The organism is Aestuariibius sp. HNIBRBA575, from assembly GCF_040932005.1.
In the GTDB taxonomy this organism is placed as follows: domain Bacteria; phylum Pseudomonadota; class Alphaproteobacteria; order Rhodobacterales; family Rhodobacteraceae; genus CANLNM01.
In genome coordinates this window covers 830,096-848,715 of sequence record NZ_CP162414.1, presented here as the reverse complement: position 1 = coordinate 848,715, position 18,620 = coordinate 830,096, and the positions used below count along the sequence as shown (strand labels likewise).

The following is an 18,620-nucleotide window of genomic DNA, read 5'->3' as shown; positions in this document are numbered from 1 at the left end:
TGTTTATCCGCCGTTCAGCCTGTCGCGCAAGAGCTTACCGGTCTTGAAAAACGGAACATGTTTCTCATCGACCTCAACAGACTCGCCCGTGCGCGGATTTCGGCCGACACGTGCGTCGCGTTGTTTGACCGAAAACGCGCCAAAGCCGCGCAATTCAACCCGATCGCCACTGGACATGGCATTGGTGATTTCGTCGAAAATCGTGTTCACAATCTTTTCGACGTCCCGCTGATACAGATGCGGATTTTCGTCGGCGATCTTTTGAATTAGTTCCGAACGGATCATGTGGAACCCCCAGTTGGTTGTTTTTGCAGGTTTCCCCTGCTTTTCCTTCGTGAACTATTGCGCGAAACCCGCGCCAAGAAAAGAATGCAGATGCAGCAAATGCCGCTTAATTGCAGATTTCTGCGGGTTTTAGGGGGGAAGTGGCGGAAAATACGGTTAAATTTCGCGCCCGATTTTCGAATTAGACCCGAATTGCCACTTTAACCCCCACCGATTCGGGACGGTTGCCCCCAGACATAGCCGCGTTTACCAGAGATGAAGCCACGTCCAATGCAATTGCCTTGAAAACCCACTAGGTCCTTATGTTGTGATAAACACACCGGATGACGGCTTTGCGGACTTTGCCGACCTTGGGTTTTCAGTCTTTACTAACGCAGCACTCCTTCGCATCTGCGGCACACCTTTTGTTGCGATGCAACGCAAGTCGTCGAAGCTTCGTTCAACGACACCGATCTGGTCCGGATCGACACTGCACTTTCGCCACAACTGAATCAGACAACTCAGATGCGGGACAAAGTGAGCATTCGCTGCAGCTTCTCTAATGTTCGCTTTGTTCTGACCCGTTCCCTATCGAGTCCGTCAAATTCAGTCAGCTTCACACTGTTTCCCATCGAGATACCGATCTCGACGGGTTTGCGTGCCTAGACAGAATCATCGCTACAATCGGAACAGTAGTTTCGCTACATAACCCTATTGGGGCCGCGATTTTGACAGCTCCTGAAGCAGGATCCGGTAGTCCAGCACCAGCGAAACAAAAAACACGCCATAAGCGGCCATAAGCACAGCCATCGCAACAGGTTCTGCTGGCCCTTGGCCCAGATAAACCTGATGAACACCGTAGGCCAGCACCGTCGGCCAAGCGATGAAATGCGTGGCGGCAAGCACGTTAATGTTGCCGGTCAGGTTGAATGACAATGGCGCAAAGATGCCAACCGTGATCAGAAACGTGACCAGATTGATCACATGCAATTGGCTATCAAGGTAGAACGCCTGCGCGGCAAAGGTGAGAACCATCACCGCCATCCAGAGCTTTACGTGGGTTGGCAAGTGTCTGCTTTCTTTCATCATTCCCAGCATTTCAAGTCTCCGATTGGGGTTGAGTGATCAAGGCAGATTCAAGCATCTTGCCAAACTGTTTTGTCACCATGTTCCGGGGCATCAGTCGAGCCATACGTGTCATAAGGCGGTTTTTCCGTGCCGGTACAATCGTGGTGCGCTGCCCGAGTGCCGCTAGGCTCTCTTGGGCGACAACGGCGGGGTCGCCCATTGGCATGGACATTTTTTTGAGGTCGATGACCTCTCCAAGTTGGTCACCCATGCGGGTCTTTGTGCCGCCGGGAGCGACGGATAGAACATCGATATTCTTGTCCCTCAGCTCAACTGCCAGCGCTTCACCGAGGTTAAGAATGAACGCCTTGGCCGCGCCGTAAACGCTGGAAAATGGCATCGGGAACATCCCAAAGACGGAACTGATCAGGATAATCCCGCCGCCGCCGCGCGCCACTAACCGTTGCGAAATTGCGCGGGTCAGATGGGCCGTTGCGGAAACATGAATGGCAATAAGCCCTTCATCCATATGGTCCGGCGCATCAAGATAGGGACCGACATAGGCATTCCCGGCCGAGTGGACAAACAGGCCAACATCCAGCACCGCGATCTCTTGCAACAGTAAATCGCGGCCCTCTTGTGTCGCTAAATCGGCGGAAATCACCTTGGTTTCTGTCCGAATGTCCTGCGTGGCTGTTCGTGTCAAAGCATCGGCTGAGCGAGCGACAAGGATGACTTTCATCCCCTGTTTGGCCAGTCCGATTGCGAATTGCCGCCCGATGCCGGAACTTGCGCCGGTGACCACGGCCCATTCGCCATATTTTTGTGGGTCTTTCATTAACTTCTCCAAGTTGTTTGTCAAAATGTCAGCGCCCACGCTCCGATTATCAATGGACAGAAGTTGACAATTTTGGTGCAAAAATGTACGAAGCTGGGATGAACTGGGATGATCTCAAAATTGTTTTGGCCGTTTTTCGCAGCGGGAATGCAGGAACAGCCGCAACAGACCTTGGGCTAAGTCATGCAACGATCTCTCGGCGCATAGCTGAGATTGAACGGAACCTTGGTGTGGCACTGGTCGATCGTAGCGGGCTAAGCTGGCGGCCCACCCCAATATGCGCGCAGGTGGCCGCGCAGGCTGAACAGATGGAGGTGCTCCATGACGAAGCTCTGCGCGTTGCCACTGCCCATAGTTCGGACTTGTCGGGACCCGTTCATATCTCTGTGCCCACGGGCACTGTCGAAGGGTTTGTCGCCGAAGCCCTGAAAGATCTGCCCCGTCTTGCGCCAGACATTCGTTTGATATTCCTCATTGAGGATCAATTCTCTGACCTGCCAGGCCGAAAGGCAGACATCGCCGTGCGCTTTACAAGCTCTCCCGATCCTGACCTGATTGGCCAAAAAGTCACTCAGAGCGCTTGGGGGTTTTATTCTAGCGCGGATTTGGCCAGGGTCATCAACGCACAGGTTGATGAAGAAACGACTGTCATGGCACCCATCCTGACAACCGAACGTGATGGAGCGTTTCCCGATTGGGCGCGCCGTTATTTTGACCCGGCAAGCCCATGTCACTTTGTCTATGGTTTTCCGTCCAAAGCAGCTATGGCGGCACAGGGCTTTGGTGTGGCGCATCTTCCGCGGGTGATCGGCGACGGCACACCAAGGCTAACATTGCTCAGCAAGCTTGCCAGCCCTTTGGAAACGGAGCTTTGGGTCTTGGCAAATTCCGACACGCGATCCAGCAAAAGGATATCCCAAGTTAAGCGGGTGCTGATTGATGGTCTGACAGCCATGCGGCCGCGGTTTTTCCCAACTGGCGAATGAGAGAACAATCTTGCTTGAAGAATGCAGTGGCTGGCCAGCGGCCACATGGACAACTGGCCAAATAGATTTGCCTTAGCGTGACGCCGACCCAACCAAGTAAGTGAATGACGTCAAGTGCGCATCGTTGAAGGCTGATACTTCCTCTAGGATACCCGTGTTTGCCGCCCGAAACTGGTCGGCCACTTCTGCACTTTCATAGTGAATGACAACCACCTCGTCCGGAGTTGGAATTCCGTCAGCAGCGTGAACCTGAAGAAAAGACTCATTAATCCAGCGGCCATCAAGGGATTGCGCCATCATGTTCAGCGCGGTCAGGTCCTGCTCTCGGGCGTCAACATCGGCGTTGTTATAATAGCCGACTTTCAAAACGTACTGCCGTTGCGCCACGTCGCCATCCACAGCGTCGATCGGAAAATTGATCAACGCGCCTTCGAAGATTGCTATCGCTGTGCCATCGGAAAACAAGTCTGATGTCGCTTGCCTCCGGGCAGTGTTGCCCAAAACGCCCTCCCCGCAATCAAGAACGACGAACTTGTCCGGCTGGGTCAGATCGAACTCCAGTTTGCCCTGCGCAGCCATGATAGATCCTTCACGATGGATGGCACAGCCGAGGTTAGCGACTGCTTCGTCGTTCAGAACGGCGTCCCCGGCATAGAGCCCGACAACCCCGACTTGCCCAGCAAAAGCAGCAGAGGAAGACAGAGCCAACACAGCGCTGGCAATGAGTGTGGATTTCTTGATCATGATCTTAGTCCTTTGTGTCGAGTGAAATGAAAACGCGATGATCGGCAAAGACATCGCTGGGTCGTTTGTGTTTTCCCGACCTGACCGCCTGAATGGCTGCAATCGGCCGTTCGATGAAGGTGGCAGGATGTGCCGGCACGGGAAGTGACGGTGCATGTCCGTGGAAGACTGCCGAAAAACTTGTGTCATCCCATTTGTAGGCGACTTCACATGCGGTTTTGCCGTCATAGGTCAGGCCCAACCGCATTTCCCCATCCAATGGGTCGCGGATATCGGCGTCAATAAGTGTGACTTCGTAGGTCATGGCGCGCTCCAGTTTGTGTTCTGACTGGATATCCATTGGCGAGATGTATATAAATTATCCAAATTTGAGACATAGTGGATAATATTTGCACCATGAAAAATTGGGATGACTTGCGCATTTTTCACGCCATGATTGGTGCGCGCTCTGTGCGTGAAGCGGCCGAGAAGCTCGGAACGACCCACGCGACAGTCTCGCGCCGGATCAGAAGTCTGGAAGCCGAAATGGGCCATACGCTGTTTGAACGCACGCGCACCGGCTATGAGCTGACCAGCTTTGCGCAGGCTGTTGCCGACCTCACGGATGTCGTCGGTGACAACATCGCGGCCATCGACCGGATGGCTTTCGCCAAACAAGGCGGACTGGCAGGAACTGTGCGATTGTCAGTACTCGAAGACTTGTTCCTTGCAGTGCTGGCCGAACCATTGTCTGCCTTCATGGAACTACATCCATTGGTCGAAGTGTTGGTCGACACGACGGCGACATTAAGCGACCTGAGACGACTTGAAGCCGACGTGGTCGTGCGGATAACCCGTGACCCGCCGGAACAGGCATTTGGCCGCAAGGTCGCAGATAGTCCACTCGCGGCCTATGCCTCCCCTGACTACCTCGCCGATCGTCCTGAGATAGATCGGTGGATTGCATTGGATTACCCCCCTGCGCGCGCACCACAGCTACAGGCTCGACCGGTTTTGCGATGCAACTCAATCGGTGCCGTCGTTCGGATGCTGGAGCGTGGGCAGGGTATTGGTTTGCTGCCTTGTTTTGCCGGAGACAAAAGCCAGGGCCTCACCCGCGTCGCTGAAATTCCGCAGGTGCCCGATATGGAAATCTGGGTTCTGACCCATGACGATGTTCGAAAGAACCCACGCGTGCGCGCATTAATGGACCATCTCTATGAAGCATTCAAAGGCACGAGAGGCTTGATCGAAGGCACCAGCGCAGCAGCTGGATGATCATGCTGTTCTTCAAAAGACTGCCCCCTTCGACGTCAAATCTCGAAAGAGTAATTCAACCACACGATCTTGTCGAAAGTCATATCGGCAGAGAATGGGATGATAAGGTAAGGCCGTTTTTTGAACGACCCATTTTTTGGGGGGCATGGGTATCAGCCAAGCGCATTCATATGGCAAGTGCCCCACGAGTTTGAAACGGTTTCGATCAAGCCGTAAAAGCCGACGTTCTTGCGTTGCGCAGCATCGGTCAAGGTGGGCTCTCATTCCTATTTCGCTGCAGCGAGTTTGTAGGCCCGTTCTGAATTGGTGAACGGCACCGGCCATTCGTTCACGACACTGAAAGGATTGTAAGTGCAACTAACGGGTTGCGGACAAACCGGGCTTTCGCTGTGGCGGCTCGAACGACCCTTAGCTTTCTGTGGGGCGAAACACGACATCTAGAGGGAACACAGATCGCGACCGGTGTAAAAAACTAAGGGCAATTTCCAACAGAATTCGGGGGCTGCGTGCCCTCGCCGGGCACGTCACTAGGATACCTTCTTTGCAACCATAAAATAGCTAGATGCACCCTTGAAAATTTCCTCAGTCTCAATGACCTGCAGTCTTTGATCATCCATCAAATCGTCCAAGTCTGCACTCTTAAGCTGTCGAATGGGGACTGGGATAACCCCAACTCTTAACAACGCTCTGACCAACAGAATTTGTAGCGCAACCAAGGCTGACTTTTTACTGCCCAAGCAAGGTGTTACAGAAATAATCAATCCGCCAGGTTTCAGCAGATCAACCGTTCTTTGCACTACACTTTCCGGATCAGGCACCGTGTGCAGCACGTTGAATGCCAACACCACATCGAATGAACCATTCTCGAACTTTTCATCGAAGATGTCAGATTTCTCGAAATCAATGTTGATAATGCCGCCTGTCGCGGCCTTTGCCTTTGCGATTTCAATCATCGCGGTTGAGATATCAATCGCGCGCACGCTCTTGACCAAGCCGGAGATCTCGCAAGCGGTCGTACCTGTTCCACATCCGTAATCCAACACAATGTCGGTATCCTTCAGATGCCTCTTTGCGTATTCGCGGCTGCGACTATGAATGAACTCAAATTTCTCTTCTGTTTTGTCATAGCTGCTGGCGGATTGATTCCAAAACTTTTCCGATTTGTTCATTCTTTCTTTCCCATCAATTCAACATGATCCTGCGGCCTCTTCCGCGTATTCGTGACGACTTCGTCAATGCGCTGCTGCACCTTTTCACTTGCCTGACCGCGCTTGTTTGCCGGGGCCGATTTGACAGCCACAATCAACAGCAACAAAGCCAATGCCCCTAGACCAGCAGCAAGCAAGAATGGTGCGCCGGCGTGCCAAGTGTTTGCCGATCCCTCGTTTGACAATTGGGAGGCGAAAAGCTGGGTCATCATTGGAAACGAAACCAAAGACGCTAATGCGCCAAGGCTTGCAAACGTGCCTTGCAGCTCGCCCTGCCGATCAGGATCGACCTGCGCAGAGCTTTCACCAACAATCGCAATGCCAACAATTGCTCTGAGCGAGAAAGCTGGCAGAAGGATCAAAGCGAACAACCCAGATTGCAGCCAAACCAGTGTTAAATAGCCCGCAAAACCAAGCGACAGCCCTAACGCAGCCACATTCAGGTTGCCTATTCGCTTGGCAACCGGGCCCAGAATTGCCGCCTGTGTCAACACAAAGCATATGCCCATGATACCAAAGGAAAGACCAATTGTGGTGCTGTCCCAACCGTATCGCGCAGCACCGAAATACGCCCAAACCGCAGGAAAGACAAAACCTGCCAATGCATCAAAAAAGTACACGGCGAACAATGCCAAAGACACCCCTTGCACGCGGAATAGCAAGGGACCAAGCGGATTGATGATCTTCCAGGTGATTTGGCGTCTGTTTTCTTGAGGCAACGACTCTTTTACAAAAAAAACCGTTCCCACCAAAGCCACCAATGACAAAGCCGAGGCAGCGTAAAAGGGCGCGCGGGGTCCGTAGGTGCCTAATAGACCACCGATGAATGGCCCCATGACAAAGCCGATACCTGCGGCTGCACCCACGTAGCCAAAAAACTTGGTGCGGTCTTCCTTGGAAGAGCGATCAGCAAGGTATGCCATGGCAACCGATAGCGTCGCCGAACTGGCACCGGATAACGTTCGGCCAACGAAAATCATCCAGAGGTAAGGTGCCGTTGCCATCATTAAATAGTCCGCCGAAGCGAGTGCTAATGAGCACAGCAAGATTGGACGGCGACCGTATCTGTCGGACAACGCACCTAGGATCGGACTGAAAACAAACTGCATCGCCGCAAAAACCAATGAAAGGTATCCGCCAATCGCCGCAGCTCTGGCAATTGACCCACCTTGAAACCCGGCAAGTAGCTCTGGCATGACAGGCATAATCAGGCCGAGGCCCATCGTGTTCAGAATAGCTATTGTACAGATTACGGCTGTTGCTCGGTCAAATCCCTTGGGCATATTGTTCTCCGGTCTCTCGAACAATTCATGCCCGTGAGTTCTCTGGTGGTGACAACATCAGGTAAAACGCTGCCGGAGACTTCTTTTCGTCCCTTGTTCAAACATCATATCCATACATCAATGGTCGTTCTATTGACTAAATACGTTGGTTCTATATACGCAGATCGATGAACTGGCAGGCCGTATCATTCGATTGGAACCAAGTGAGGGCGTTCCACGCTACCGCCCTAGAAGGGTCGTTCAGTGCTGCGGCTCGCGCATTAGATACAACGCAGCCAACAATCAGCAGACAGATATCCGCTCTCGAGGCTTCGCTTTGTGTCACTTTGGTTGACCGCACAGTTAAGGGGCAAACGCTGACCCCAGCGGGACAAGAACTCTTTGCCCACGTACGCTCTATGGGTGAGGCTGCAACGCTCTTGTCGATGGCAGCCAGCCGTCAATCGCAAGACATTACCGGGGAAGTCGTGTTAACCGCGACCGACCTAATGGCAGCGGCTTTCTTACCTGTCATATTGTCGAAACTGCGGAGCCAGGCGCCGGGCATCACAATCTGCATCAACGAATCCAGTGGCATCCAGAACCTCAAGCTACGCGAGGCAGACATTGCTATCCGGCATGCCCGACCGGATCAAAGTGATCTCATATCAACCCATGTCGGAGACCTGAGAGGCAACTTATACGCATCAACCGACTACCTGACACGCGCTGGTCAACCCCGCACCAAAGAAGATCTGGCCGACCATGATTTTGTGGGTATTCCCGACCCCGACCGTCTGATTGCGCCGTTGAACAACATGGGCATCCCGGTGCAACCGTCAAACTTCGTGATGCAGCCCTACTCGAGTTTGGTCACTTGGGAAATGGTGAAGTCCGGTCACGGAATTTCTATGCTGCCCGAGGTGTTAGGAGACGTTGAAACGTCTGTCGAAAAAGCACTCGCGGACCTGCCCTCTCTGGAGTTCCCGATCTGGTTGGTCACGCACAGAGAACTTCAAACAAGTCCGCGGATCAGAGCGGTATTTGACCTTTTGGCCCACTATCTTGGAAAGATCGCCAATGCCCGCATCGAAGAAACAAGCAGTTTGTCGTCATTGTTATCCAAAGAGCCCCACTAAATCGACCATTCGCCACCCCGAAGAAATCTGTTAAATTGGGCCCAAAGCGGGCATCGATGGTGTTGGATGCTGTTCAATAATGCCCTGCCCTCAGTCCACACCCGGAAACGCAAAAAGGCCCCGCAATTTGCGGGGCCTTTCTGGTGTTACAGATCGCGGGTGCGATTATTCGTCGTCGCCTTTCAGAGCGGCGCCGAGGATATCGCCAAGCGATGCACCGGAATCCGAGGATCCGTATTGTGCAACAGCTTCTTTTTCTTCTGCGATTTCGCGGGCTTTGACCGACAGGCCCAAGCGACGTGTTTTTGCGTCGATGTTTGTGACGCGCACGTCGATCTTGTCGCCAACCTGGAAACGCTCTGGGCGCTGGTCAGCACGATCACGGGCAAGGTCAGAACGACGGATGAAGGATTTCATGCCTTCATACTCGACTTCAACGCCGCCATCTTCGATTGCGGTGACTTCAACAGTCACAATCGAACCGCGCTTAACAGAACCGGTTGCATCGGCAAACGGATCGCCGTCCAGCGCTTTGATGGACAGGGAAATACGCTCTTTTTCAACGTCAACTTCGGCAACCTTGGCTTTGACAACGTCCCCTTTGCGGTAATCACCGATCACGTCTTCGCCGCGGCCTTCCCATGTCAGGTCAGACAGGTGAACCATGCCGTCGATTTCGCCGGGCAGACCGATGAACAGACCGAATTCAGTGATGTTTTTAACTTCACCTTCAACTTCAGTGCCTTCTGGGTGTGTCTCAGCAAAGACTTCCCATGGGTTGCGCTGTGTCTGTTTCAGGCCAAGGGAGACGCGACGTTTGCTTTCGTCGATTTCCAGAACCATGACTTCGACTTCTTGGGACGTAGACACGATTTTGCCGGGGTGTACGTTTTTCTTGGTCCAAGACATTTCGGACACGTGCACCAGACCTTCAACGCCGGCTTCCAGCTCAACAAATGCACCGTAGTCGGTGATGTTGGTGACGCGGCCCATGTGAACGGATTCAAGTGGGTATTTGCCAGCAACTGCATCCCATGGATCTTCTTGCAGCTGTTTCATGCCCAAGGAGATGCGGTGGGTTTCTTTGTTGATCTTGATAACCTGAACGTTGACGGTTTCGCCAATGGCCAGGATTTCAGATGGGTGGTTTACACGGCGCCATGCCATGTCTGTGACGTGCAACAGGCCGTCAACGCCGCCCAGATCAACAAACGCACCGTATTCGGTGATGTTTTTCACAACGCCTTCGACCGCTTGGCCTTCGGTCAGGTTGCCGATGACTTCTGCGCGCTGTTCTGCACGGGATTCTTCGAGGATCGCACGACGCGATACAACGATGTTCCCACGACGACGATCCATTTTCAGGATTTGGAACGGCTGTTTCAGACCCATCAATGGGCCCGCGTCACGCACAGGGCGTACGTCAACTTGGGAACCGGGCAGGAACGCAACTGCGCCGCCCAGATCGACTGTAAAGCCGCCTTTGACGCGACCAAAGATTGCGCCTTCGACGCGCTCTTCGTCTGCATATGCTTTTTCCAGACGATCCCATGCTTCTTCGCGGCGCGCCATTTCACGAGAAATAACAGCTTCGCCACGGGCATTTTCAGCAGCGCGAAGGAAAACTTCAACTTCGTCGCCAACCGAAATCTCGGGAGCTTCACCTGGGTTTGCGAATTCTTTCAGATCAACGCGGCCTTCCATTTTGTAGCCTACGTCGATGATTGCTTGGCCAGCCTCGATAGAGATGACCTTGCCTTTGACAACGGACCCTTCATTGGGTGTGTCCATTTCGAAGCTTTCTTGCAGAAGGGCTTCGAATTCTTCCATGCTTGTGTTCTGAGCCATGTGGCGTCGTTTCCTTTACGTATTCTTTTTTCTGGCCGCGCGGTTGTCTCCGCCGGTCTTGGGGTTAGCTTGTTGGTCAAGACGACACATAAAACAAAGAGGGCCGGATAACTCCCGACCCTGCTCGATCTTTTGTTTTATGGCTTAATCGCCTTATTGACACCGCGCGTCTAAGGCGTTTTGCCCTTATTGGCAAGCGCAAACCCAATTTGTGAGACCCAAATGCCCCATCCGATTACGCCCCTCACCGCCGCCCAAACCTATGATTTACGTCATCGGGTGTTGTGGCCGGATCAACCGCGTGACTTTGTGATTGTACCGGGGGATGACGCCGCGCTGCATTTCGGTGTGTTGGATAATGGTCAAGTCATTGGAATCGTGTCGATGTTTGACACAGATGACGGTGTGCAATTGCGCAAACTGGCGACCGACCCCGCGTTCCAAGGCCGCGGCATCGGGTCCGCACTGGTCGCCCACGTGGTCCAAACCGCCCGCATATCCGGCACCCACCGGATTTTCCTAAGCGGCCGCCACAGCGCGCTGGATTTCTACAAATCCTTCGGCTTTGCGGCCTATGGCGATCCCTATCTGGTCGAAAATGTCCCCTGCCAGAAAATGGAGATCCGATTCTAATCCGCCTGCTCGGTTTCAGTTTCCCCTACAATTCTTGCCCTTTGTTCAGCAAGTCTTCGATCAATTGACGCTGCAAATCGGTGCTGTCCCCATTGCCAAACTGGGCCGCGCCGCCAGAATATAGCCCGCCATAGGTCTGGGCGATATTCACCGTCTGAGCCAGCCCCGAGATCAGCTGTTCACGCTCAAGCGGGGACAGCGGGTGGATGTAAGTGGCCCAAAGTTTACCATGCGCAACCGCATAGCGCGCATCCAATGCCGTGTCGAAATTGGCCTGCAAAACCCGCATGATTTCGTCCTCGGTCATGCCTTCCGCATTGCGGATCGGGACCATGGCGCGCATCCGGTCCGCCGCCACATCCACGACGATCAGCACGGGAATGTCGGCGATGGTCAGTTCAACTTGGTTGGGGCCAAATTGCACGTCCGGGTCCAGAATCGTCAGGATTTCCGCCATACGATTCAAGGTCATAGGTGGCTCTGCCCCCTCTGACTGCTGGGCAAAAACCGGCGTTGTAAACGCCAATGTCAGACACAGGGTTAGGACAGACCGCATATGATTTCCTTTCAGGTTATGCCCAGCATGGACCCAAAGGACCGGTGAAGTCCAAGCACGATTGGTCACCGGTTTGTGCGCGATGTTACCGTTTGAGGGTTTGGGCCAACAAAACGCGGGTGAACCGCCCTAAAACGGGGCGATTTCAATGCCTGCCTGTTCTAGTTTTGCCCGCAAAGCGGTGGCCATTTGCACGGCTGTGGCCCCATCCCCATGTAGGCAGATCGTGTCGATCTTGCAGGGAATGCGCACGCCATTTTCGGAAATAATAGCCTGTTCCTGCAACATCTGAATGATCCGGGGCGCGGCGGTTTCGGCGTCATGCAACACTGCGCCCGGCAGGCTGCGATCCACCAACGTCGCATCGTCATTATAGGCCCGATCGGCAAAGATTTCGCCAGCCCAAGCGCATCCCAATTCTTGCACCGCTTTTTCTTGGGCCGTGCCGGACAGAACCATGATGATGATGTCCGGCTGAACGGCCAGAGCCGCGCGATAACAGGCGCGGGCCATGTCGATGTTTTCGGCGCACATATTGGCCAATGCCCCGTGCAATTTCAGGTGGCGCACCTGCCCGCCTGCGACCTTGGCCATCGCTTGGGCTGCGCCCAGTTGATAGGTCACCAGATTGGCCAATTCGGTGGCGTTTAGATGCATCCGGCGACGCCCAAATCCCTGCAAATCAGGAAAACCGGGATGCGCGCCGATCCCCACCCCCGCCTCGACCGCTAACGTCATGGCGGCGGCCATATTATCCGGATCGCTGGCATGAAACCCACAGGCAATATTGGCGGAACTGATAATGTTCAAAAGGGCGGCGTCGCTGCCCATTTTCCAAGGGCCAAAGCTTTCGCCCATATCGGCGTTCAAATCGATTGTTTGGGTCATGTTAAGTCCATTTCGTCATGTCCGGCACTCACTCCGGAAATCAATTGATAGCTTAGCAAATCGGCAATATCGGCCGGATCACGCAACAGCGTTTGCACCTTTGATCGCAAAGAGCGCAGCACATTTGCATCGCTTTGTGCCAAGGCATCGGCCTGATCCAAACTTACCCAGTCAAAGCTGAGCTTGGCCCCGACGGGTGCCTGTGCAATGCGGGGCAAATCGGCGGCGATCACCGTACCGATACGGGGATATCCACCCATCGTCTGGCTTTCGGCCAGCAAAACATAAGGCACGCCCTCACCGGTCATTTGGATGTCACCGGGGCGAATAAAATCCGATGCCAGCCCCGCAGCCAATGCGGTGCCAAAGGGCGCACCATTTTGTTCGATGCGCACGCCTTGGCGATTGGCCTGTGCGCCGCGCACAAAGTCGGTGGCCCCAAATCGGGCCTGCATGTCGGCGTCAAACAGGTCGGTTTGCGGCCCCGGCATGACCCGGATGTTGCCCCCTTGGAACCGATTATCCGCCTGCAATGTCATGGATGATCCGGGGTCAGCAGCATCTGCAAAGGTCAGCACATCCCCGCCAGCCAAGACCCGACCGACCCCGGCCTGTAAATGCACAGATGCGCTTCCTAGCCACGTGGCGTCCAACAAATCTGGGGCAAATGTCAGATAGCCATAGACGCCTTTTTGCACCCCGCCCAGCGTCAGAACCTGACCGGGCAACAGCACATATGATGTGTTCCACGCAACGGGCGCGCCATCAATGGTCGCCCCCATCGGCGCACCCGTCAAGGCAAATTGCACGGCTTGATCAACCGAAAATGCGCCGCCCATTCCGGCCATTTCAATGGCGGGTGTGACGTCTTTTCGCCCCAACAACGCTGCCGCTTCGAACAGGGCCAACCGATCAGCCGCGCCCCCCCGTGACAGCCCCTGCCCCACATATCCGTTGCGTCCCAAATCCTGCAGCGTCATCAATGGACCCGCCCGGTCAATCCGCAGTTTCATGACGTCACCTTGCAGATCGCGCCGCCCAGCCCGTCGGCATTGTCCGCCTCAAGCGATTGCCATTCGGCATGGGAAATCGTTGTAAACTGAACGGCATCGCCTTGTTGAAACAACAAAGGTTCTGCGCGGTCCTGCAAAAAGGGGCGGAACGCGGTTTGCCCGATTTGTCGCCACCCCGTGGCGCTGGCATTGGTAAAAATCACCAATTGACGCACGGCCACCACCAATGCCCCTGCTGGCACGGCTGGGGTCAATTCGGGCAGTCGTGGAAATCCCCAATGGTCTGGCAGCATCCCCAGATAGGGCTGGCCGGGTGCGTAACCGATTGTCAGCACACGCAATTCGGTGTTGCAAATCTCTGAAACGGCCTGTTCCACACTCTGCCCCGCCAGATCAGCCGATTGGGCCAATTGAGGGCCGGCTGCGCCCCCAAATGTCACGGGGATCGTCCAGCGGCGTGTTGGTGCGGGCGTGTCAAACTGCGCCCAATCCCGCGCTGCCAACAACGTCCCTAGCGTTTTGGACAAAACGGCGCGGGTCGTCGCATCCGGATCGAACCGTACCAAAACCGACGTCAGCGAGGCGGACACTTCTGATATGCCCGGCAGGTCCGCCAGCGTGATGTCGCGGCGCAATGTCAACGCAGCCGCACCGGCCTGTTGGGTCACCTTGCGATCAAAACACACAAGAATGCCGTCTTGGCCATGCGGCAAAATTTGGGGGGACAGAATGGTATTTTCAGAGTTCATTCAGGCACTCTAACCGGATTGCCCCCAAGGAAAAGGGGGCGCTGACAAACGCCCCCCGAAAAATTGTCGTCTAAACCCTAATTTGGCCCAGATCCGGTTGGTTTAAGTCTGCAAATCAACCAACATATTCGCCAGCAGTTCCATGCCCGCACCCCAACCAGAATCCAGCCCGGCCATCGCGCCCCGGAAACAGGCGATTTCAGCCTCACTTGCCTCATGCGGGGTCCAGGTCAGACGCATATGGGTTTGGCCGTCCTTTTCCTCAAACGTTACCACCGTCATCAACACCCGCGGCCAATCGGGCATCATCGGATTGCTGGCCACATTCCAGTTTGCATCCGCATTGGCATGAAGCCAAACCAGCTTGGCTTGTGGCTCGACCTCTAGATATTCAACCCGTTGATAACCCGAGCCCTGTTTCATCTTCATTTCATTGAGCCAAAGCCCGCCGGGGCGCACGTCCAATTCGTGGATCACCGTTTCCACACCGGGTCCATACCACTGGCCCAATAACTCAGCTTCGGTCCATGTACGCCAAACCAATGCGCGGGGTGCATCAAAAACGCGGTCTAAAATATAGGTCGGCAGATCATTCATCCGATCCTCCTTCTGGTTGGTTTTTCTTTAATGTTTCCAGCAATGTATCAAGTTGATCGAAACTGTCGGTCCAAAACGATTTAAACTCTTCTAACCAGGCCACAGCATCGGCCATGGGTTGCGCATTCAGCCGTGCGGGGCGGCGTTGTTTGTCGATATCCCGCAGGATCAAACCCGCGCCTTCCAAAACTTTTAGATGTTTTGAAACAGCAGGCTGGCTGATTGCGAAAGGTTCGGCCAAGTCGTTCACCGACGCCGTCCCTTGCGCCAAACGTGACAGGATGGCCCGGCGCGTTGGATCAGCAAGAGCGTGAAAAATGGCATCCAAGGCCGGTGCGTGAGTTTCATAACCAATTTGTTCCATAACAATATGGTTATGTTGATTCGCACATTGGGTCAAACAAAAAAGGCGCCCCAATTGGGACGCCCTTTTGTGTTACGCAAGCAATGCCCTAAACCGTGCCGCCCAACGATCCCTCTAGGGCCACCAGTTCCTGACCACCGGCCATCAGGTCTTGTAATTCCTCTGGGGTGATCTGCCCGCGCTGCGCAGTGCCCAGCGTTTGGCCACGGTTCAGCACCGTAAATCGGTCCCCCACAGCCATGGCGTGGCGCACGTTATGGGTGATGAACACCACACCGATCCCCTGTTTGCGCACCTTATCGATGGTCGACAAAACATTGGCCGTTTGCCGCACCCCCAGCGCCGAAGTGGGTTCGTCCAGGATCAGCACCTTGGCCCCGAAATGCACCGCACGGGCGATGGCAACCGTTTGACGTTCCCCGCCTGACAATGTGCCGACCGCCTGATCAGGGCCACGCAGGTTGATGCCCATTTTGCGCATCTCAGTCATCGTCACTTCGTTGGCGTGATCGTGATCAAACAGGGTAAATGGACCGGCCTTTTTGGTTGGCTCATTTCCCATAAAGAAATTGCGCGACACAGACATCAAAGGGATCATCGCCAAATCCTGATAAACGGTGGCGATCCCGGCCGAAATGGCATCCCTCGGATCGGTGAAATTCATCGGCTGGCCCTCAAACAGGATCTCGCCTTTGGTGGGTTTATGCACGCCCGACATGGTTTTGATGAACGTGGATTTACCCGCGCCATTGTCGCCTAGCAGGCAGTGACATTCACCCGGAAAGATATCCAGCGATACCCCAGCCAGCGCAATGACGGACCCGAAATGCTTTTCGATCCCTTGCATTTGAATGATGGGTGCATGGTCGTTTGTCATATCACCGCTCCCCTGTGATGATGCGGCGGATATAGGTGTTTAGGATCACCGCAGACAGCAGGATCACCCCCAAAAACACCCGGAAAAGCGAGCTTTCGACCCCTGCGAAAAATAGGCCCTGCTGCACGACGCCAAATATCAACGCACCCAGTGCCGCCCCCAAAACAGAGCCGTAACCACCGGTCAACAACGCGCCGCCGATGACCACGGCGATGATGGCTTCGAACTCTTTTAACATGCCGCGATCCGATCCAGCCGATCCAAATTCCATCACCTGACAGGTTGCCAAAATTGTGGCGCAAAAGGCGGTGAACATGAACAACAGGATTTTCACCCGGTTCACCGGAACCCCCACATAACGGGCGGCCTGGGCGTCACCACCGGCGGCGAAAACCCAGTTTCCGAACCGTGTGCGCGTCATAATCAAATGACCAATCACCACCAAAGCGATGGCCCAGATGATCATCATTGGCACGCCTTCGATCACGGGCTGACCCTCTTTGGTGCCGCGGGTGAATGTGTCGATGACGCCTTTGTCGCCCAGCCACTGGAACAGGCCCTTGAACACTTTGCCACCAAAAATCGGCGCCAGCCAATCGCCTTCTGCGACATCCTTTAACCCGCCAATCACAGTTTTGCGTTCCACCAATTGCGGCAGGAAAATCGCAAACCCCCGCAGGATAAACAGGAACGCCAACGTCACGATGAAACTGGGCAATCCAGTGCGCACAACGATATAGCCATTCAGGGCACCAATCGCGATGGCCAGAACAAAGGTCGCGATGATGGCCTGCCACATCGGCCAGCCCAGCGTGACGGAAAAAATCGCGATCATCATGCCCGCGAACCCGATCATCGACCCAACGGACAGGTCAAATTCACCGGCAATCATCAGCATACAGGCGCCCACCGCGATGATCATGAATTGGGCGGAAACGGTGGACCAGTTCATCACGCCTTGGGCGTTGAACATGCCACTGTCTCCGGCGAAAATCAGGAACAATGCAAACACGATGATGGTGCCACATATCCCACCCAATTCGGGGCGGATCAGGGCGGTGCGAAGACGGGATTGTTGTTTAATACGCTCGTCTGCGCCGGAAATGGAGGTTCCGTCTGACATGCTTTTACTCCGAAGCGTGCAAAGATTTTGAGGAAAGGTGAGATGCGTATGGCGGCATGTCGCACGCCGCCATACAGGTTAAGAAACCGCGCAAATCGCGATGGCATTTGCCTCAGGGATTAGCGGTATTCACCTGCAAATTCTTCGACTTTGCCCAGGGCGTCAGCGGTGACAAAACCGGGGCCCGAATTGATGTTATTGCCGGGCAGAACGCCGTAGCGATCGTAGTTGGTCAACACAACAACCGGCAGATAAGCCTGCAGGAATGGCTGCTGATCGATACCCCAGTTGATCACGCCGTCTTTGATCCCCTGAACGATGTTATCGCCCAGATCAAATGTCCCGAAATAGATGTCACCGGCGATGCCCATTTCATCCACGGCCAGCAATGTTGGATCCGCAGAGGTCGGCCCCAGCGTCAGGATCGCGTCGGTTTCAGGATTTGCGGTCAGATAGGCAATCACCCGGTTTTTAATCTCGGCCGGATCTTGGCCGGAATCGATCATCTGATCACCCAGCTCAATGCCCAGACCGTCCGCAAAACCGCGGCACCGTTCGGCGACCACTGTGTTTGAAATCACGTGGTTCACGCACACAAAGGATTCAATGCCGTCGCCCTTGGCGCGCAGACCCGCCGCCAGACCAGCGTCATATTCAGGCTGCCCGACAAACATCAAGGCCCCCACTTCGCGCACCTGTTCAGGTGTGCCGGAATTCATGATGATCACGTTGATCCCCTGATCAACCGCCGCCCGGATTGGGCCGCTTAGCACATCGAAATCCGCCAGCGTGGTGATGATCCCATCCGGGTTAGACGCCGCGGCCTGTTCGATGATGCGCGCCATATCGGCCAGATCACCGGTGGGCGGGTTGCGGTATTCCACCTCAACGCCCATTTGATCGCCCGCCAAGGCAATGCCGTTTTTGATCGTGTTCCACCAGCTGTCGCTGTCTGGCGCGTGGCTGACCAGAATATAGGTCTCAGCTGTCGCAACGGACCCTGCCAATGAAACGGCAGCGGCTAGCGCAATCTTCTTGAATGTTGAAGTCATGATTTCCTCCCAGATTATCACCCTCAAGGTGTCGAAAGAGCGGTCTCCTCCGTCTCTCCGAATCTAAATAACCACAAATTTCACCATTTTGCAACCGGTTGCAAAATTGATCCGCGAATTAGATGCTGAATTCAGCGGCGCGTTCAGGTAAAAC

General features: G+C 54.5%; 21 protein-coding genes and 1 pseudogene. 5 read left to right on the top strand and 17 right to left on the bottom strand.

Annotated features, from left to right (window positions below; all coding sequences use genetic code 11):
* Nucleotides 1-3 precede the first annotated feature (3 nt).
* The 3 genes from ihfB to AB1F12_RS04375 form a co-directional block, all read right to left on the bottom strand.
* Entirely contained in the window at nucleotides 4-285 is a 282-nt protein-coding gene (gene ihfB / locus AB1F12_RS04385; RefSeq protein WP_368186857.1) for an integration host factor subunit beta, read from the bottom strand.
* Nucleotides 286-975: 690 nt separating this feature from the next.
* A complete protein-coding gene (locus tag AB1F12_RS04380) occupies nucleotides 976-1,362 on the bottom strand; it encodes a hypothetical protein (RefSeq protein WP_368186855.1) in 387 nt (128 codons plus the stop codon).
* Between the two features lies 1 nt (nucleotide 1,363).
* Nucleotides 1,364-2,170, bottom strand: coding sequence for an SDR family NAD(P)-dependent oxidoreductase (locus tag AB1F12_RS04375; RefSeq protein WP_368186854.1), 807 nt, complete (start codon nucleotides 2,168-2,170; stop codon nucleotides 1,364-1,366).
* 98 nt (nucleotides 2,171-2,268) lie between these two features.
* On the opposite strand from AB1F12_RS04375, the gene AB1F12_RS04370 reads away from it, so the two are divergent.
* On the top strand, nucleotides 2,269-3,156 hold the full coding sequence (locus tag AB1F12_RS04370) for a LysR family transcriptional regulator (RefSeq protein ID WP_368186852.1): 888 nt from the start codon (nucleotides 2,269-2,271) through the stop codon (nucleotides 3,154-3,156).
* Between the two features lie 72 nt (nucleotides 3,157-3,228).
* Here AB1F12_RS04370 and AB1F12_RS04365 read toward each other — a convergent pair whose 3' ends face one another.
* Both AB1F12_RS04365 and AB1F12_RS04360 read right to left on the bottom strand, forming a co-directional pair.
* Nucleotides 3,229-3,900 carry a hypothetical protein gene (locus AB1F12_RS04365; protein WP_368186850.1) on the bottom strand — a complete coding sequence of 224 codons (672 nt, stop codon included), beginning with the start codon at nucleotides 3,898-3,900 and terminating at the stop codon, nucleotides 3,229-3,231.
* A gap of 4 nt (nucleotides 3,901-3,904) precedes the next feature.
* Nucleotides 3,905-4,204: a hypothetical protein gene (locus AB1F12_RS04360; protein ID WP_368186849.1), complete on the bottom strand. Its 300-nt coding sequence runs from the start codon at nucleotides 4,202-4,204 to the stop codon at nucleotides 3,905-3,907.
* A gap of 92 nt (nucleotides 4,205-4,296) precedes the next feature.
* Between AB1F12_RS04360 and AB1F12_RS04355 the strand changes: the two genes are divergently transcribed.
* On the top strand, nucleotides 4,297-5,157 hold the full coding sequence (locus AB1F12_RS04355; RefSeq protein ID WP_368186847.1) for a LysR family transcriptional regulator: 861 nt from the start codon (nucleotides 4,297-4,299) through the stop codon (nucleotides 5,155-5,157).
* Between the two features lie 527 nt (nucleotides 5,158-5,684).
* On the opposite strand, the gene AB1F12_RS04350 is transcribed toward AB1F12_RS04355, so the two are convergent.
* Nucleotides 5,685-6,326, bottom strand: coding sequence for a class I SAM-dependent methyltransferase (locus AB1F12_RS04350; protein ID WP_368186846.1), 642 nt, complete (start codon nucleotides 6,324-6,326; stop codon nucleotides 5,685-5,687).
* On the bottom strand, nucleotides 6,323-7,648 hold the full coding sequence (locus AB1F12_RS04345; RefSeq protein WP_368186845.1) for an MFS transporter: 1,326 nt from the start codon (nucleotides 7,646-7,648) through the stop codon (nucleotides 6,323-6,325). Before AB1F12_RS04345 ends, AB1F12_RS04350 begins: the two co-directional genes overlap by 4 nt.
* A 167-nt stretch (nucleotides 7,649-7,815) precedes the next feature.
* Between AB1F12_RS04345 and AB1F12_RS04340 the strand changes: the two are divergent.
* Both AB1F12_RS04340 and AB1F12_RS04335 read left to right on the top strand, forming a co-directional pair.
* Nucleotides 7,816-7,962 (top strand): annotated as a pseudogene (locus tag AB1F12_RS04340) (LysR family transcriptional regulator); the annotation flags it as partial.
* An 84-nt stretch (nucleotides 7,963-8,046) separates the two neighbouring features.
* A complete protein-coding gene (locus AB1F12_RS04335; RefSeq protein ID WP_368188268.1) occupies nucleotides 8,047-8,766 on the top strand; it encodes a substrate-binding domain-containing protein in 720 nt (239 codons plus the stop codon).
* Nucleotides 8,767-8,931: 165 nt separating this feature from the next.
* Here AB1F12_RS04335 and rpsA read toward each other — a convergent pair whose 3' ends face one another.
* The gene (gene rpsA / locus AB1F12_RS04330) at nucleotides 8,932-10,614 is read right to left on the bottom strand and encodes a 30S ribosomal protein S1 (protein ID WP_368186843.1); all 1,683 of its coding nucleotides are present in this window, start codon (nucleotides 10,612-10,614) and stop codon (nucleotides 8,932-8,934) included.
* Between the two features lie 222 nt (nucleotides 10,615-10,836).
* On the opposite strand from rpsA, the gene AB1F12_RS04325 reads away from it, so the two are divergent.
* Nucleotides 10,837-11,247 carry a GNAT family N-acetyltransferase gene (locus AB1F12_RS04325; RefSeq protein WP_368186841.1) on the top strand — a complete coding sequence of 137 codons (411 nt, stop codon included), beginning with the start codon at nucleotides 10,837-10,839 and terminating at the stop codon, nucleotides 11,245-11,247.
* Between the two features lie 25 nt (nucleotides 11,248-11,272).
* Here the strand turns inward: AB1F12_RS04325 and AB1F12_RS04320 are convergent, their stop codons facing one another.
* The 9 genes from AB1F12_RS04320 to AB1F12_RS04280 form a co-directional block, all read right to left on the bottom strand.
* A complete protein-coding gene (locus AB1F12_RS04320) occupies nucleotides 11,273-11,803 on the bottom strand; it encodes a hypothetical protein (RefSeq protein ID WP_368186840.1) in 531 nt (176 codons plus the stop codon).
* 129 nt (nucleotides 11,804-11,932) lie between these two features.
* Nucleotides 11,933-12,691, bottom strand: a complete 759-nt coding sequence (locus tag AB1F12_RS04315; protein WP_368186839.1) for a LamB/YcsF family protein — start codon at nucleotides 12,689-12,691, stop codon at nucleotides 11,933-11,935.
* Nucleotides 12,688-13,704, bottom strand: coding sequence for a biotin-dependent carboxyltransferase family protein (locus AB1F12_RS04310; protein ID WP_368186838.1), 1,017 nt, complete (start codon nucleotides 13,702-13,704; stop codon nucleotides 12,688-12,690). Before AB1F12_RS04310 ends, AB1F12_RS04315 begins: the two co-directional genes overlap by 4 nt.
* On the bottom strand, nucleotides 13,701-14,453 hold the full coding sequence (locus AB1F12_RS04305) for an allophanate hydrolase subunit 1 (RefSeq protein ID WP_368186836.1): 753 nt from the start codon (nucleotides 14,451-14,453) through the stop codon (nucleotides 13,701-13,703). The genes AB1F12_RS04310 and AB1F12_RS04305 overlap by 4 nt, the downstream gene beginning before the upstream one ends.
* A 102-nt stretch (nucleotides 14,454-14,555) precedes the next feature.
* A complete protein-coding gene (locus AB1F12_RS04300) occupies nucleotides 14,556-15,050 on the bottom strand; it encodes an SRPBCC domain-containing protein (protein ID WP_368186835.1) in 495 nt (164 codons plus the stop codon).
* Nucleotides 15,043-15,414, bottom strand: coding sequence for an ArsR/SmtB family transcription factor (locus AB1F12_RS04295; protein ID WP_368186833.1), 372 nt, complete (start codon nucleotides 15,412-15,414; stop codon nucleotides 15,043-15,045). The genes AB1F12_RS04300 and AB1F12_RS04295 overlap by 8 nt, the downstream gene beginning before the upstream one ends.
* An 88-nt stretch (nucleotides 15,415-15,502) precedes the next feature.
* On the bottom strand, nucleotides 15,503-16,291 hold the full coding sequence (locus tag AB1F12_RS04290; RefSeq protein WP_368186831.1) for an ATP-binding cassette domain-containing protein: 789 nt from the start codon (nucleotides 16,289-16,291) through the stop codon (nucleotides 15,503-15,505).
* A 1-nt stretch (nucleotide 16,292) separates the two neighbouring features.
* The gene (locus AB1F12_RS04285) at nucleotides 16,293-17,414 is read right to left on the bottom strand and encodes an ABC transporter permease (RefSeq protein ID WP_368186830.1); all 1,122 of its coding nucleotides are present in this window, start codon (nucleotides 17,412-17,414) and stop codon (nucleotides 16,293-16,295) included.
* A 119-nt stretch (nucleotides 17,415-17,533) separates the two neighbouring features.
* Nucleotides 17,534-18,466 carry a sugar ABC transporter substrate-binding protein gene (locus AB1F12_RS04280; protein WP_368186828.1) on the bottom strand — a complete coding sequence of 311 codons (933 nt, stop codon included), beginning with the start codon at nucleotides 18,464-18,466 and terminating at the stop codon, nucleotides 17,534-17,536.
* Nucleotides 18,467-18,620: the final 154 nt, after the last annotated feature.

Bases quoted from the DNA above. Each gene is read 5' to 3' on its own strand.
- AB1F12_RS04380 (WP_368186855.1), bottom strand. From the start codon at position 1,362: ATGCTGGGAATGATGAAAGAAAGCAGACACTTGCCAACCCACGTAAAG.
- AB1F12_RS04350 (WP_368186846.1), bottom strand. From the start codon at position 6,326: ATGAACAAATCGGAAAAGTTTTGGAATCAATCCGCCAGCAGCTATGAC.
- AB1F12_RS04295 (WP_368186833.1), bottom strand. From the start codon at position 15,414: ATGGAACAAATTGGTTATGAAACTCACGCACCGGCCTTGGATGCCATT.
- AB1F12_RS04365 (WP_368186850.1), bottom strand. From the start codon at position 3,900: ATGATCAAGAAATCCACACTCATTGCCAGCGCTGTGTTGGCTCTGTCT.
- AB1F12_RS04315 (WP_368186839.1), bottom strand. From the start codon at position 12,691: ATGACCCAAACAATCGATTTGAACGCCGATATGGGCGAAAGCTTTGGC.
- AB1F12_RS04375 (WP_368186854.1), bottom strand. From the start codon at position 2,170: ATGAAAGACCCACAAAAATATGGCGAATGGGCCGTGGTCACCGGCGCA.
- AB1F12_RS04370 (WP_368186852.1), top strand. From the start codon at position 2,269: ATGAACTGGGATGATCTCAAAATTGTTTTGGCCGTTTTTCGCAGCGGG.
- AB1F12_RS04310 (WP_368186838.1), bottom strand. From the start codon at position 13,704: ATGAAACTGCGGATTGACCGGGCGGGTCCATTGATGACGCTGCAGGAT.
- rpsA (WP_368186843.1), bottom strand. From the start codon at position 10,614: ATGGCTCAGAACACAAGCATGGAAGAATTCGAAGCCCTTCTGCAAGAA.
- AB1F12_RS04290 (WP_368186831.1), bottom strand. From the start codon at position 16,291: ATGACAAACGACCATGCACCCATCATTCAAATGCAAGGGATCGAAAAG.
- AB1F12_RS04300 (WP_368186835.1), bottom strand. From the start codon at position 15,050: ATGAATGATCTGCCGACCTATATTTTAGACCGCGTTTTTGATGCACCC.
- AB1F12_RS04280 (WP_368186828.1), bottom strand. From the start codon at position 18,466: ATGACTTCAACATTCAAGAAGATTGCGCTAGCCGCTGCCGTTTCATTG.
- AB1F12_RS04305 (WP_368186836.1), bottom strand. From the start codon at position 14,453: ATGAACTCTGAAAATACCATTCTGTCCCCCCAAATTTTGCCGCATGGC.
- AB1F12_RS04285 (WP_368186830.1), bottom strand. From the start codon at position 17,414: ATGTCAGACGGAACCTCCATTTCCGGCGCAGACGAGCGTATTAAACAA.
- AB1F12_RS04345 (WP_368186845.1), bottom strand. From the start codon at position 7,648: ATGCCCAAGGGATTTGACCGAGCAACAGCCGTAATCTGTACAATAGCT.
- AB1F12_RS04335 (WP_368188268.1), top strand. From the start codon at position 8,047: ATGGGTGAGGCTGCAACGCTCTTGTCGATGGCAGCCAGCCGTCAATCG.
- AB1F12_RS04355 (WP_368186847.1), top strand. From the start codon at position 4,297: ATGAAAAATTGGGATGACTTGCGCATTTTTCACGCCATGATTGGTGCG.
- ihfB (WP_368186857.1), bottom strand. From the start codon at position 285: ATGATCCGTTCGGAACTAATTCAAAAGATCGCCGACGAAAATCCGCAT.
- AB1F12_RS04360 (WP_368186849.1), bottom strand. From the start codon at position 4,204: ATGACCTACGAAGTCACACTTATTGACGCCGATATCCGCGACCCATTG.
- AB1F12_RS04325 (WP_368186841.1), top strand. From the start codon at position 10,837: ATGCCCCATCCGATTACGCCCCTCACCGCCGCCCAAACCTATGATTTA.
- AB1F12_RS04320 (WP_368186840.1), bottom strand. From the start codon at position 11,803: ATGCGGTCTGTCCTAACCCTGTGTCTGACATTGGCGTTTACAACGCCG.